11 protein-coding genes are annotated in these 12,865 nt (G+C 70.4%); 6 read left to right on the top strand and 5 right to left on the bottom strand.

Features of this window, described 5'->3' with window-relative positions; translation table 11 throughout:
• Positions 1-34 precede the first annotated feature (34 nt).
• Positions 35-2,329: an NADP-dependent malic enzyme gene (locus MW290_RS29845; protein WP_250197973.1), complete on the bottom strand. Its 2,295-nt coding sequence runs from the start codon at positions 2,327-2,329 to the stop codon at positions 35-37.
• A 143-nt stretch (positions 2,330-2,472) separates the two neighbouring features.
• On the opposite strand from MW290_RS29845, the gene MW290_RS29840 reads away from it, so the two are divergent.
• The 6 genes from MW290_RS29840 to MW290_RS29815 are packed head-to-tail and all read left to right on the top strand — an operon-like array spanning position 2,473 to position 8,178.
• Positions 2,473-4,545: a two-component system sensor histidine kinase NtrB gene (locus MW290_RS29840; protein WP_250197972.1), complete on the top strand. Its 2,073-nt coding sequence runs from the start codon at positions 2,473-2,475 to the stop codon at positions 4,543-4,545.
• 28 nt (positions 4,546-4,573) lie between these two features.
• Positions 4,574-5,275: a response regulator transcription factor gene (locus tag MW290_RS29835; RefSeq protein WP_250197971.1), complete on the top strand. Its 702-nt coding sequence runs from the start codon at positions 4,574-4,576 to the stop codon at positions 5,273-5,275.
• 5 nt (positions 5,276-5,280) lie between these two features.
• Positions 5,281-6,240 carry a thiamine-phosphate kinase gene (gene thiL / locus MW290_RS29830; protein WP_250197970.1) on the top strand — a complete coding sequence of 320 codons (960 nt, stop codon included), beginning with the start codon at positions 5,281-5,283 and terminating at the stop codon, positions 6,238-6,240.
• Positions 6,237-6,782: a phosphatidylglycerophosphatase A family protein gene (locus tag MW290_RS29825; RefSeq protein ID WP_250197969.1), complete on the top strand. Its 546-nt coding sequence runs from the start codon at positions 6,237-6,239 to the stop codon at positions 6,780-6,782. Before thiL ends, MW290_RS29825 begins: the two co-directional genes overlap by 4 nt.
• Positions 6,773-7,264 (top strand): CinA family protein, encoded by a 492-nt coding sequence (locus MW290_RS29820; protein WP_250197968.1) that lies wholly within the window; start codon positions 6,773-6,775, stop codon positions 7,262-7,264. Before MW290_RS29825 ends, MW290_RS29820 begins: the two co-directional genes overlap by 10 nt.
• Entirely contained in the window at positions 7,261-8,178 is a 918-nt protein-coding gene (locus MW290_RS29815) for a 2-hydroxyacid dehydrogenase (RefSeq protein ID WP_250197967.1), read from the top strand. The genes MW290_RS29820 and MW290_RS29815 overlap by 4 nt, the downstream gene beginning before the upstream one ends.
• Positions 8,179-8,187: 9 nt before the next feature.
• Here the strand turns inward: MW290_RS29815 and holA are convergent, their stop codons facing one another.
• The 4 genes from holA to MW290_RS29795 are packed head-to-tail and all read right to left on the bottom strand — an operon-like array spanning position 8,188 to position 12,863.
• Complete coding sequence (gene holA / locus MW290_RS29810; protein ID WP_250197966.1) at positions 8,188-9,279, bottom strand: DNA polymerase III subunit delta; 1,092 nt, start codon at positions 9,277-9,279, stop codon at positions 8,188-8,190.
• A 7-nt stretch (positions 9,280-9,286) separates the two neighbouring features.
• Entirely contained in the window at positions 9,287-9,781 is a 495-nt protein-coding gene (locus MW290_RS29805) for an LPS-assembly lipoprotein LptE (protein WP_250197965.1), read from the bottom strand.
• On the bottom strand, positions 9,781-12,405 hold the full coding sequence (gene leuS / locus MW290_RS29800) for a leucine--tRNA ligase (RefSeq protein ID WP_250197964.1): 2,625 nt from the start codon (positions 12,403-12,405) through the stop codon (positions 9,781-9,783). Before leuS ends, MW290_RS29805 begins: the two co-directional genes overlap by 1 nt.
• A gap of 38 nt (positions 12,406-12,443) precedes the next feature.
• Positions 12,444-12,863, bottom strand: a complete 420-nt coding sequence (locus MW290_RS29795) for an ExbD/TolR family protein (RefSeq protein ID WP_250197963.1) — start codon at positions 12,861-12,863, stop codon at positions 12,444-12,446.
• Between the last annotated feature and the right edge of the window lie 2 nt (positions 12,864-12,865).

Here is a 12,865-nt window from a genome sequence, read left to right as displayed (position 1 = left end):
GCCGCTGTCAAGCGATTTACATTCCAGCAAGGGGTCAGCGTGCGGCGTTGGCGTCCGCGACAGTCAGGGCCGTCATGTTGACGATACGCCGCACGGTGGCCGAAGGCGTCAAGATGTGCACCGGTTTGGCCGCACCCAGCAGCACCGGGCCGATGGCGATGCCGCCGCCGGCCGCCGTCTTCAGCAGGTTGTACGAGATGTTGGCCGCGTCGATGTTGGGCAGCACCAGCAGGTTGGCTTCACCGGTCAGCGTGCTGCGCGGCATCACGTCGGCGCGGTAGGGCGCGTCCAGCGCGGTGTCGCCGTGCATCTCGCCGTCGATCTCCAGCCAGGGCGCCTGCTGGCGCACCAGCTCCAGCGTGTCGCGCATCTTCAGCGCCGAAGGCTGGTTGCTGGAGCCGAAGTTGCTGTGCGACAGCAGCGCGGCCTTGGGCACGACGCCGAAGCGGCGCAGTTCCTCGGCGGCCAGCACGGTGATCTCGGCCAGCTGCTCGGCGGTGGGGTCGTAGTTGACGTGCGTGTCGACCAGGAACACCTGGCGGCCCGGCAGGATCAGGCTGTTCATGCAGGCGTAGGTGTTCACGCCCGGACGGCGGCCGATCACCTGGTCCACGTAGTTCAGGTGGTGGTTGGTGGTACCCCAGGTGCCGCAGATCAGGCCGTCCACCTCGCCGTCGTGCAGCAGCATGGTGCCGATCAGCGTCAGCCGGCGGCGCATCTCGATCTTGGCCAGCTGCTTGGTCACGCCCTTGCGTTCCATCAGCTGGTGGTAGGTCTGCCAGTAGCCGGTGTAGCGCTCGTCGTGGTCGGTGTTCACCACGTCGTAGTCGCGGCCGGCGGCCAGCCGCAGGCCGAACTTCTCGATGCGCTGCGCGATGATGGCCGGGCGGCCGATCAGCGTCGGGCGTGCCAGGCCTTCGTCCACCACCACCTGTACCGCGCGCAGCACGCGCTCTTCTTCGCCTTCGGCGTAGGCCACGCGCTTGTGCTGGGCGCGCTTGGCCACGTTGAAGATCGGGCGCATCGTGGTGCCCGAGGCGTAGACGAAGGTCTGCAGCTTCTCGACGTAGGCGTCGTAGTCGGTGATGGGGCGTGCAGCCACGCCCGACTCTTCAGCGGCACGGGCCACCGCCACCGCGATCTTCATCATCAGCCGCGGATCGAAGGGCTTGGGAATCAGGTACTCACGGCCGAAGCTCAGCGTGGCGCCGGCGTAGGCCGCAGCCACCACCTCGCTCTGCTCGGCCTGGGCCAGCTCGGCGATGGCATGCACGGTGGCGATTTCCATCTCGGTGGTAATGGTGGTCGCGCCCGAGTCCAGCGCGCCGCGGAAGATGTACGGGAAGCACAGGACGTTGTTGACCTGGTTCGGGTAGTCGCTGCGGCCGGTGGCCATGATGGCGTCTTCCCGCACCGCCTTCACTTCCTCGGGCAGGATCTCGGGCGTGGGGTTGGCCAGCGCGAAGATCACCGGGTTGGGCGCCATGGTCTTGACCATCGCGGGCTTGAGCACGCCGGCGGCCGACAGGCCCAGGAACACGTCGGCGCCCTCGATCACCTCGGCCAGGGTGCGGTGCGCGGTTTCCTGCGCGAACTCGGCCTTGTCGGGGTCCATCAGCTCGGTGCGGCCCTGGTACACCACGCCGGCCAGGTCGGTCACCCAGATGTTCTTGCGCGGCACGCCCAGCTTGACCAGCAGGTTCAGGCAGGCCAGGGCGGCGGCACCGGCGCCAGACGTGACGAGCTTGACCTCGTCGATCTTCTTGCCAGCCACCTTCAGGCCGTTCATCAGCGCCGCGCCCACCACGATGGCGGTGCCGTGCTGGTCGTCGTGGAAGACGGGGATCTTCATCCGCTCGCGCAGCTTGCGCTCGACGTAGAAGCAGTCCGGCGCCTTGATGTCCTCGAGGTTGATGCCGCCGAAGGTGGGCTCCAGCGCGGCGATGGCGTCCACCAGCTTGTCCAGGCTGTCGCAGGACAGCTCGATGTCGAAGACGTCGATGCCGGCGAACTTCTTGAACAGCACGCCCTTGCCTTCCATCACCGGCTTGGCGGCCAGCGGGCCGATGTTGCCCAGGCCCAGCACCGCGGTGCCGTTGGTGACCACCGCCACCAGGTTGCCGCGCGAGGTGTAGCGGAAGGCGTTGGCCGGGTCGGCCACGATCTCTTCACAGGCCGCGGCCACGCCGGGCGAGTAGGCCAGTGCCAGGTCGTGCTGGTTCACCAGTTGCTTGGTGGGAACGACGGCGATCTTCCCGGGCGTGGGGAACTCGTGATACTCGAGTGCTGCACGGCGAAGTTCGGCTCGTTTCTCTTCCTGGCTGGGCATGGCTTTGTAGTCCGTGGTTGTGCGGCAAAAGGGGCAGCGATTTTGCCCCCACCGGGCGCCGAGTGTCGCGCCGGTGACGTCGGACATTGATGCGCAAAACTGCGTAGCACCTTTGCATGGGCATTGACCCATACTGATTCGTGATGAGTACCAGCAGCCTTCCGCTCTTGCTGAGGCGGCCGCCGCGCCGCGTGCGGCGGGCGCTGCTGTGGGCCACGCTGGTGGCGCTGCTGCTGGTCGCGCAGACGCTGCTGGTGTTGCTGACGCTCAACTACGAGAGCGTGCGTGCCCAGGAACGGGTGGAGGAACTGGCCGGCCAGGTGGTGGCCGAGCTGCGCCGCGACGTGCAGCGCAGCGTGCAAAGCCTGCAGGCCCTGGTGTGGCATGAACCTTCGCCCGAGCGCTGGCGGGCCGATGCCGGCGAGTTGCTGCGCGCCCGCCACGACCTGCTGCGCGTCGAGCGGCGCAACAGCCTCTTCGAGATCGACGACGCGGTGGACTCACCCTACCGCGCGCCCATCTTCACCCAGCTGCCCCGGCTGTCGATGGGCATCGAGGCAGAGTTGGCCTGCACCGCCGCCCGCCGCGCCGGCACGCCGATGTTCTCGCGCACGTACTTCGTGCCGCAGATGGGCGGCACCGGCCTGGAAGTGGTGGACCTGTGCATCCCCATCGTCAACGCCACCCGCACGCCGCACTACCTGGTGACCACGCTGGCGCTGGGCGCGCTGCTGGACGAGGCGCTGACGCCCGAGCAGTCCCGCGCCTACGAGGTGTCCTTCGTCGAGGGCGACGGCACCCGGCTGGCCCGTGCCGGCGTGCCGCGCGGCGCCGGCGTGTACCAGGCGCAGCGGGTGCTGGACCTGCCCGGCAGCTCGCTGGTGCTGCGCATCGACAGCGCCGAGGGCAGCCCGCGCGTCATTCCCAACCTGGCCACCGCGCTGGTGCTGGGGCTGTCGCTGGCGCTGTTCGCGGTGGTGCTGCTGCTGCTGCGCGATGTGCGCAAGCGCGCGCTGGCCGAATCGGCGCTGGCCGAGGCGCTGGCCTTCCGCAAGGCGATGGAGGATTCGCTGATCACCGGGCTGCGTGCGCGCGACCTGGAAGGCCGCATCACCTACGTGAACCCGGCCTTCTGCACGATGGTGGGCTTTGGCGCCGAGGAGCTGATGAACAGCAACCCGCCCGCCTACTGGCCCACCGACCGGGTGGACGAATACCAGGTGCGCCAGCGCAACCGGCTGGGCATGGTGCGCGACCGCGGCGACATCCAGCAGGGCTTCGAGACCGAGTTCATGCGCAAGAACGGCGAGCGCTTCCCGGTGATGATCTACGAGGCCCCGCTGGTGGACAACGTGGGCAAGCAAAAGGGCTGGATGAGCGCCGTGCTGGACATGAGCGCCCAGCGCCGGGTGGAGGAACTGTCGCGCCAGCAGCAGGACCGGCTGCAGGCCACCGCCCGCCTGGCCACCGTGGGCGAGATGGCCTCGCTGCTGAGCCATGAACTCAACCAGCCGCTGGCGGCGATTGCCAGCTATGCCACCGGCTCGCTCAACCTGCTGCAGGAGCCCGACGGCGAGACCCTGGGCATGCTGCAGCAGGGCCTGACGCGCATCGCCGAACAGGCCGAGCGCGCCGGCCGCGTGATCAAGAGCGTGCACGACTTCGTGCGCCGCCGCGAGCAGGCGCGCGAGGCCATCTCGGCCTCGCAGCTGATCGACGCGGTGATGCCGCTGGTGCGGCTGCAGGCTCGCAAGAGCGGCACCCGCATCGAGCTGGACATTCCCACGCCGCCGCCGCGGGTGCTGGCCGACCGCACGATGGTCGAGCAGGTGCTGCTCAACCTCACCCGCAACGGCATCCAGGCGATGGAAAGCAGCACGCCGCTGGCCGAACGGGTGCTGACCATCCGCGTGCGGCAGGCCCAGGGCCGCTGGGTGAGCTTCAGCGTGCTGGACGCCGGCCCCGGCATCGCGCCCGAGGTGGCGGCGCGGCTGTTCACGCCCTTCTTCACCACCCGCAGCGAAGGCATGGGCCTGGGCCTGAGCCTGTGCCGCACGGTGATCGAGCAGCACGGCGGCGCGCTGGATTTCCATGCCCGCGCCGACGACGACGGCCAGCCGCTGCGCGGCACCGAGTTCATGTTCACGCTGCCGGCCACCGACCCTGCGCGCCAGCGCAGCGACGCCAGCACCGCCGGGGCCGAAGCGGCGGGGTAGCATCGCGGCCAACGTGTTGCCCGATCCCATGCTCACCCTGCCTGCCTCGCTCGGCCTGCCGATGGTCTACCTCGTCGACGACGAGGACGTGGTGCGCGACGCCTTGGCCTGGCTGCTGCGCTCGCGCCGCCTGCTGTCCGAGGGCTTCGCCAGCGCCGAGGCCTTCGACGCCTTCCTCGATGCGCAATGGCGCCAGCACGGCGGCGCCTGGCCCACCGCGCCCTCGTGCCTGCTGCTGGACGTGCGCATGCCCGGCGAAAGCGGCCTGGCGCTGTTCGAGCGGCTGACCGAGCTGGGCCGGCTCGATGCGCTGCCGGTGGTCTTTCTCACCGGCCATGGCGATGTGCCCACGGCGGTGGCCGCGGTCAAGCGCGGTGCCTTCGACTTCGTCGAGAAGCCGTTTTCCGACAACGCGCTGGTCGACCGCATCGTCAAGGCGCTGGAGATCAGCGCCGCCGCCATCGAGCGCCGCCGCAGCCACGACGGCCTGCGCAAGGCGCTGGCCGAACTCACCGACCGCGAGCGCGAGGTGATGCGCCTGGTGATCGAGGGCCGGCCGAACAAGCTGATCGCCGACGCGCTGAACATCAGCGTGCGCACGGTGGAAGTGCACCGCGCCCGCGTGTTCGAGAAGATGGAAGTGAAGTCGGCGGTGGAACTGGCCAACCTGCTGCGCGACGCCGCCATCGACACCGCGCCGCCGCCCGCCGCGCCGCCGGCCGCGCGGTGACCGGCATGGCGCTCGGCGAATTCGACCTCATCCACCGCTACTTCGACAGGCCCGGCGGCCGTGCGGTGCTGGGCATCGGCGACGACTGCGCGCTGGTGGCGCCCACGCCCGGCATGCAGCTGGCCATCTCCACTGACATGCTGGTGGAGGGCCGCCACTTCCTGAGCACCGTCGCGCCCGAGCGGCTGGGCCACAAGTCGCTGGCGGTCAATCTGTCCGACCTCGCGGCCTGCGGCGCACGGCCGCTGGCCTTCACGCTGTCGCTGGCACTGCCGCGGGTGGACGAAGCCTTCCTGGCCGGCTTCTCTCAGGGCCTGTTCGCGCTGGCCGATGCCCATGGCATCGAGCTGGTGGGCGGCGACACCACGGCGGGGCCGCTCAACATCAGCATCACCGTGTTCGGCGAAGTGCCGCCGGGCCGGGCGCTGCTGCGCTCGGGCGCACGGCCGGGCGACCAGCTGTGGATCAGCGGCACCCTGGGCGATGCCCGGCTGGCGCTGGAAGTGTTCCGCGGCACGCTGCCTCTGGCGGGTGAGGCCTTCGAGCAGGTGCGGCTGGCGATGGAGCGCCCCACGCCACGCGTGGCGCTGGGCCAGGCCTTGCAGGGCGTGGCCACCGCCGCTGCCGACATCAGCGACGGCCTGCTGGGCGACCTGGGTCACATCCTGAAGCGCTCGCGCGTGGGTGCGCAGCTCGAGGCCGATGCGCTGCCCCGCAGCCCGCTGCTGGCCGCGCAGCCGCTGGCGGTGCAGCGCCAGTGCACGCTGGCCGGCGGTGACGACTACGAGCTGGTGTTCACCGCGCCGGCCGCAGCCGCGGCCGCGGTGCAGGCCGCCGGCCGAGCGGCCGGCGTGGCCGTCACCTGCGTCGGCCACATCCAGGCCGAGCCGGGCCTGCGGGTGGTGGACGCCGCCGGCCGGCCCGTGGACCACGGCCTGGCCTCGTTCGACCACTTCAAAGCATGACCGACACCGCTCTCGCCGCCCCGCGGCGCCCCTCCGCTCGCTTCATGCTGCCGCGGCTGCATGCCTGGATCGCGCTGGGCTTCGGCAGCGGCCTGTCCCCGCTGGCGCCCGGCACCGTGGGCACGCTGTGGGCCTGGCTGGCCTTCCTGGTGCTGAACCTGTGGCTGACCGAAGCGCAATGGGCGGGGGTCATCGGCGCCAGCCTGCTGGTGGGCTGGTGGGCCTGCACCCGCACCGCGCGCGAACTGCGCACCGCCGATCCCGGCGCCATCGTCTGGGACGAGGTCGTGGCCTTCTGGATCGTGCTGTGGCTCATCACCCCGGCGGGCCTGGTGGGTCAGACGGTGGCCTTCGTGCTGTTCCGCTTCTTCGACATGGCCAAGCCCGGCCCGGTGCGCTGGGCCGACCGCCGCTTCAAGTCGCCGGCCGGCGCGCTGCCGGGCTGGCGCGCCGGCTTCGGCATCATGATCGACGACCTGGTGGCGGCGCTGTGCGCGCTGCTGGTGATCGCGTTGTGGAGGGCGGTGGTGTCATGGATGTGAGCGACGTCGAACCCCAGGTGCTGCAGCTGGCCGAGGCGCTGCGTGCGCGCGGCCTGCGCATGGCCAGCGCCGAAAGCTGCACCGGCGGGCTGATCGCCGCCGCCTGCACCGCGGTGGCGGGTTCCAGCGACTGGTTCGAGCGCGGCTTCGTCACCTACAGCAACGAGGCCAAGACCGAGCTGCTGGGCGTGGACGCTGCGCTGATCGCCGGTCACGGCGCCGTCAGCCGCGAGGTGGCGGCCGCGATGGCCGAAGGTGCGCTGGCCCATGCGCGGGCCGACCTGGCCGTCGCCGTCACCGGCATCGCCGGGCCGGGCGGCGCGGTGCCCGGCAAGCCGGTGGGCACGGTGTGGCTGGCCGTCGCGCGGCGGGGCGAGGCGGCACGGCCCCAGCTGCTGCAACTGGCCGGCGACCGCCGCGCGGTGCGAGCGCAGACGGTGGCGCTGGCCTTGCAGCGGCTGCTGCAGGTGGCCGCCGAATGAGCACGGCGGGCGCGCCGCTGCAGGTGCTGCTGAGCGGCAGCTTCAGCCCGGCCGACCGCGACGATTGGCTGGCCCAGCTGCAGGCCGCGATGCCCGAGGCGCGCTGGTGGCGCGACGACGAGGCTTTTCCTGCGGACCAGATCGAGGTGGCCGTGGTGGCCAACCCGCCGCCGGGCCGACTGCAGGGCCTGCCGCGGCTGCGCCTCATCCAGAGCTTGTGGGCGGGCGTGGACCGGCTGATGCGCCACGACACCTTGCCGGCCGGCGTGCCCATCGCCCGCATGGTCGATCCGGCGATGAATGCCGCGATGGCCGAAACCGCGGTGTGGGCCGTGCTCAGCCTGCACCGCCGCTTTTTCGACTACGCTCGCCAGCAGCAGGCCGGCCTGTGGCGCGCATTGCCGCAGCGCCGCGCCGATGAAGTGAAGGTGCTGGTGCTGGGCCAGGGTGAGATGGGTAGCACCGCGGCCGCGCGGCTGCAGGCCCAGGGCTACCCGGTGAGCGGCTGGCGCCGCGGCGTGCCGCTGGCGCCGCTGCTGGCCGAGGCCGAGGTGGTGGTGAACCTGCTGCCGCTGACCGGCGAGACGCGTGGCATCCTCGATGCCGGGCTGTTCGCGCAGCTGCCGCGCGGCGCGGCCTTGGTCAACCTGGCGCGCGGCGCGCACCTGGTGGAAGCCGACCTGCTGGCTGCCTTGGCCAGCGGCCAGCTGCGCCATGCGGTGCTCGATGTGTTTCACACCGAACCCTTGCCGGCCGACCACCCGTTCTGGGCCCATCCGCAGATCACGGTGCTGCCCCACGCCGCCGCGGCCACCGACCCTCGCAGCGCCAGCGCCGTGGCCGTGGCCAACCTGCGCGCGCTGCGCGATGGCCGGCCGCTGCAGCACCTGGTCGATCTGCAGCGCGGCTACTGAAAGCGGACGTCAGCCGCGCAACGCCAGCGGCAGCGGCATCGAGCGTGGGTCGCGCGGTGCCGGCAGCACCCGCTGCATCAGCATCAGCGCCAGGCGGCGCAGCGCCTCCCAGGCGTCGGTGGGCCAGTCGGGGTGCTTCAGGCCCTTGACGATGCCGTCGCACACACTGGCGCCTTCCACCAGCGCCGCCACGTCGTGGCTGCTCAGCGCGGGCAGCACCCGCTCGAAGAGGCGTTCCTTCACGCCCCACACCCGTTGTTCCCGCAGCGCCATCGGCAGCGGCTTGCCGTCGGCCATCGCGTCCTGCACGCGCTTGATGGCGCGGATGTCCTCGGCCAGCGTCCAGTGCACCAGCACCGGCGCCTCGCCTTCGGCGCGCAGGCCGTCCAGCATGCGCAGCGCGCGGGCCACCTGGCCGGCCAGCACCGCTTCGCCCAGCTTGAAGACGTCGTAGCGCGCCACGTTCAGCACGGCGGCCTCCACCTGGGCATAGCTCAGCGGGCCGGCCGGGTACAGCAGGGCCAGCTTCTGCAGCTCCTGGTGGGCGGCCAGCAGGTTGCCTTCCACCCGGTCGGCGAAGAAGGCGAGCGTGCGCTGGCCCTCGTCGCCGGCTGCCACCTGCTGGCCCTGGGCCGACAGCCGGCGGGCGATCCAGGTGGGCAGTTCACGGCGGTCCACCGGCTCCACGCGCACCGTCGCGCCCGCACCGTCCAGCGTGGTGAACCAGCTGCTCTTGAGCTGCTGGCCGTCCAGCCGCGGCAGGTGGATCAGCGTCAGCACATCGTCCGACAGCGTCTGGCAGTAGCGTTGCAGGGCGTCGGAGCCTTCCTTGCCGGGCTTGCCGCTGGGGATGCGGATCTCGATCAGCTGGCGGTCGGCGAACAGGCTCATCGCCTGCGAGCTGCCGAGCAGGCCGCTCCAGTCGAAGTGCGCGCCGCTGACGGTGAACACCTTGCGTTCGGTATAGCCGGCCGCCCGCGCCGCGGCGCGCACGGCGTCGGCCGCTTCCTGGGCCAGCAGGGGCTCGTCGCCGTGCACCACGTACAGCGGCTTCAGGCCCTTGGCCAGATGGGCGGCGAGCTGGTCTGTGCGAACCTGCATATCAGGTTCAGGCAGGTTGGACCGCGGCCAGGCGGCGCAGCACCTGCTGTGCGATGTCGGCTTCCATCGCGCGGTACAACTGCGCTTCTTCCTGTTCCTTGGCCAGCGCCGCGGTCTCGTTGTAGCTCATGTCGCGGGTGAGCAGCAGCTCCGAGGGCGGCAGCAGCACACGCCCGCCCCTGGCTTGCACCCGGAAGTTGAAGCGCGAGCGCAGCTGCACTTCACGCACCTGGCCGGCCGCGGTGGTGGCCACCACGCTGCGCTCGCGCGCATCGGTCAGGGCCTGCAGCACCACCTCGGCCTGCGCCGGGTTCTCGGTCAGCTGGGTGTTGCCCAGCCGGCTGCGCAGCTCGGCCAGCAACGGTGAGCGCGGGTTGAAGCCGGTGAGCGCGATGGTGCGGAAGGGCAGCTCCGGCGGGCGCTGCAGCTGGAAGCCGCAGCCCGCCAGCAGCGCGCCGGCGGCCAGCGCCGCGGAGTGGCCGAGCAGTTGCCGACGCTGCATCACACCACCACGTTGACCAGACGGCCCGGCACCACGATCACCTTCTTGGCCGGCTTGCCTTCGGCGAAGCGGATGAACTCGGGGTGGGCGAGGGCGGCGGCTTCGATGGCGGCCTTGTCGGCGCCGGCGGGCACCGTCACCGCGCCACGCAGCTTGCCGTTGACCTGCAGCACCAGCTCGATGCTGTCCTGCACCAGCGCGGCTTCGTCCACCTCGGGCCAGGGCGCGTCCAGCAGGTCGCCCAGGCGGTCGGCGTAGCCCAGTTGCTGCCACAGCCCGTGGGTGATGTGCGGGCAGGCCGGGTACAGGCCGCGCAGCAGCACCGAGAAACCTTCACGCAGCGCCGGCTCGTCGCCGGGCGCGGCCTTGAAGTCTTCCAGCGCATTGAGCAGCTTCATCGCGCCGGAGACCACGGTGTTGTACTGCATGCGCTCGTAGTCGTAGCTGATCTGCTTGAGCACCAGGTGCACCTCGCGGCGCAGCGCCTTGGCCGCGGGCGACAGCTCGCCGCCCACGTCGGCGGCGGTGCTGAGGGCGGCGGCGTTCTTGGCGCCGAAGGCCCACACGCGCTTCAAGAAGCGGTGCGCGCCTTCCACGCCGGCGTCGTTCCATTCCAGCGTCTGCTCGGGCGGGCTGGCGAACATGACGAACAGCCGCGCGGTGTCGGCGCCGTAGCGGTCGATCAGCTCCTGCGGGTCGACGCCGTTGTTCTTGGACTTGGACATGGTGCCCACGCCCTGGTAGTCCACCGCCGAGCCGTCGCTCTTGAGCTTGGCGCCGGTGATCTTGCCGGCCGCGTCGAACACGTTCTCGACCTCATGCGGCCAGAAGTATTCGATGCCGCCCTGCGCGCTGCGCCGGCTGTAGATGTGGTTGAGCACCATGCCCTGGGTGAGCAGCCGCTTGAAGGGCTCGTCGATCTTGACCAGGCCCAGGTCGCGCATCACCTTGGTCCAGAAGCGGGCGTACAGCAGGTGCAGGATCGCGTGCTCGATGCCGCCGATGTACTGGTCCATCGGCATCCAGTAATCGGTGCCTTCGGCCACCATGCGCCGGGTGTTGGCCGGGTCGCAGTAGCGCATGAAGTACCAGGACGAATCGACGAAGGTGTCCATCGTGTCCGTCTCGCGCTTGGCGGGTTGGCCGCAGCGCGGGCAGGCGACGTTCAGGAACGACTCGCACTTGTTCAGCGGATTGCCGCTGCCGTCGGGGATCAGATCCTCGGGCAGCACCACCGGCAGGTCGCTCTCGGGCACCGGCACCGGGCCGCAATCGGCGCAGTGGATGATGGGGATGGGCGTGCCCCAGTAGCGCTGGCGGCTGATGCCCCAGTCGCGCAGGCGCCAGGTGGTCTTCTTCTCGCCCAGGCCCTTGGCCGCCAGGTCGCGCGCGATGGCATCCACCGCGTCGTGGTAGCGCAGGCCGCTGTAGTTGCCGGAGTTGATGACCACGCCGCGCTGCTTGTCGCCGTACCAGTCGGCCCAGGCGTCGTAGCTGTAGTGCTCGCCGTCCACCGCCACCACCTGGGTGATGGGCAGGCCGTACTTCTTGGCGAAGGCGAAGTCGCGCTCGTCGTGCGCCGGCACGCCCATCACCGCGCCGTCGCCGTAGCTCATCAGCACGTAGTTGCCGACCCACACCTCCACCGCGTCCCCGGTCAGCGGGTGCTGCACGAAGAGGCCGGTGGGCAGGCCTTCCTTGTCCTTGGTGGCCAGTTCGGCCTCGCTGGTGCCGCCCTGCTGGCACTGCTCGATGAAGGCGGCCAGCGCCGGGTTGCTGCGCGCGGCATGCGCGGCCAGCGGATGCTCGGGCGCCACGGCGCAGAAGGTCACGCCCATGATGGTGTCGGCGCGCGTGGTGAACACGTACAGCCGGCCGTCCTGGATCAGCGCGCCGCCCTCATCGCGGATGTCGTGCGGGAAGGCGAAGCGCACGCCTTCGCTCTTGCCGATCCAGTTCTCCTGCATCAGCTTGACGCGCTCGGGCCAGCCCGGCAGGTGCTGCTGCACATGCTCCAGCAGCTCGTCGGCGTACTTGGTGATGTTGAGGTAGTAGCCCGGGATCTCGCGCTTTTCCACCAGTGCGCCCGAGCGCCAGCCGCGGCCGTCCACCACCTGCTCGTTGGCCAGCACGGTCTGGTCCACCGGGTCCCAGTTCACCACCTGGGTGCGGCGCTCGGCGATGCCGGCCTGCAGCATCTGCAGGAACAGCCACTGGTTCCACTTGTAGTAGGCGGGCGAGCAGGTGGCCACCTCGCGGCTCCAGTCGATGGCCAAGCCCATCGCCTGCATCTGCTTCTTCATGTAGGCGATGTTGGAATAGGTCCACTGCGCGGGCGGCACCTTGTTCTTCATCGCCGCGTTTTCCGCCGGCAGGCCGAAGGCGTCCCAGCCCATCGGCATCAGCACGTTCATGCCCTTCATCCGCAGCTGGCGGGCGAGCATGTCGTTGATGGTGTAGTTGCGCACATGCCCCATGTGCAGCTTGCCGCTGGGGTAGGGCAGCATCGAGCAGGCGTAGAACTTGGGCTTGCTCGCGTCTTCGGTCACGCGGTAGGCGTCGCGTGCGTTCCAGTGGTTTTGCGCCGCGGCCTCGACCTCGGCCGGCATGTACTTGTCGTTCATGCGGCCGATTGTAGGGACGGGTCGCGCCCCGGGCGTGGCTAAGGCGTGCCGGGCTCGGTGACGAAGCCGATGCGGCTGAGGCCCGCCTTCTGCATCAGGCCGATCAGCTGGGCCACGTCGCCATAAGGCACGCGGCGGTCGGCGCGCAATTGCACTTCCAGCTGCGGGTTGGCGCGGCCGGCATCGGCCAGGCGCTGGGCCAGCGCTTCTTGTGCCAGCGGCTGCTCATCGAGGAACAGCCGGCCCTGCTCGTCGATGGCCACGGTGACGAAGGCCGGCGCCTCGCTGGGCTGGCCGGCGTCGCTCTTGGGCAGGTCGAGCTTCAGGCTGCTGGTCATCAGCGGCGCGGTGATCATGAAGATCACCAGCAGCACCAGCATCACGTCGATCAGCGGCGTCATGTTGATGTCGCTCATCGGCTTGGCGCCGGGGTTGCGTTCGAGGCGGCCGAAAGCCATGA

Source organism: Aquincola tertiaricarbonis (genome assembly GCF_023573145.1).
GTDB lineage: Bacteria > Pseudomonadota > Gammaproteobacteria > Burkholderiales > Burkholderiaceae_C > Aquincola > Aquincola tertiaricarbonis_B.
Note: the sequence above shows the minus strand (reverse complement) of the source record. Positions and strands in the feature narration are given on the sequence as shown.

Bases quoted from the DNA above. Each gene is read 5' to 3' on its own strand.
- thiL (WP_250197970.1), top strand. From the start codon at position 5,281: ATGGCGCTCGGCGAATTCGACCTCATCCACCGCTACTTCGACAGGCCC.
- MW290_RS29795 (WP_250197963.1), bottom strand. From the start codon at position 12,863: ATGGCTTTCGGCCGCCTCGAACGCAACCCCGGCGCCAAGCCGATGAGC.
- MW290_RS29815 (WP_250197967.1), top strand. From the start codon at position 7,261: ATGAGCACGGCGGGCGCGCCGCTGCAGGTGCTGCTGAGCGGCAGCTTC.
- leuS (WP_250197964.1), bottom strand. From the start codon at position 12,405: ATGAACGACAAGTACATGCCGGCCGAGGTCGAGGCCGCGGCGCAAAAC.
- holA (WP_250197966.1), bottom strand. From the start codon at position 9,279: ATGCAGGTTCGCACAGACCAGCTCGCCGCCCATCTGGCCAAGGGCCTG.
- MW290_RS29835 (WP_250197971.1), top strand. From the start codon at position 4,574: ATGCTCACCCTGCCTGCCTCGCTCGGCCTGCCGATGGTCTACCTCGTC.
- MW290_RS29805 (WP_250197965.1), bottom strand. From the start codon at position 9,781: ATGCAGCGTCGGCAACTGCTCGGCCACTCCGCGGCGCTGGCCGCCGGC.
- MW290_RS29820 (WP_250197968.1), top strand. From the start codon at position 6,773: ATGGATGTGAGCGACGTCGAACCCCAGGTGCTGCAGCTGGCCGAGGCG.
- MW290_RS29840 (WP_250197972.1), top strand. From the start codon at position 2,473: ATGAGTACCAGCAGCCTTCCGCTCTTGCTGAGGCGGCCGCCGCGCCGC.
- MW290_RS29845 (WP_250197973.1), bottom strand. From the start codon at position 2,329: ATGCCCAGCCAGGAAGAGAAACGAGCCGAACTTCGCCGTGCAGCACTC.
- MW290_RS29825 (WP_250197969.1), top strand. From the start codon at position 6,237: ATGACCGACACCGCTCTCGCCGCCCCGCGGCGCCCCTCCGCTCGCTTC.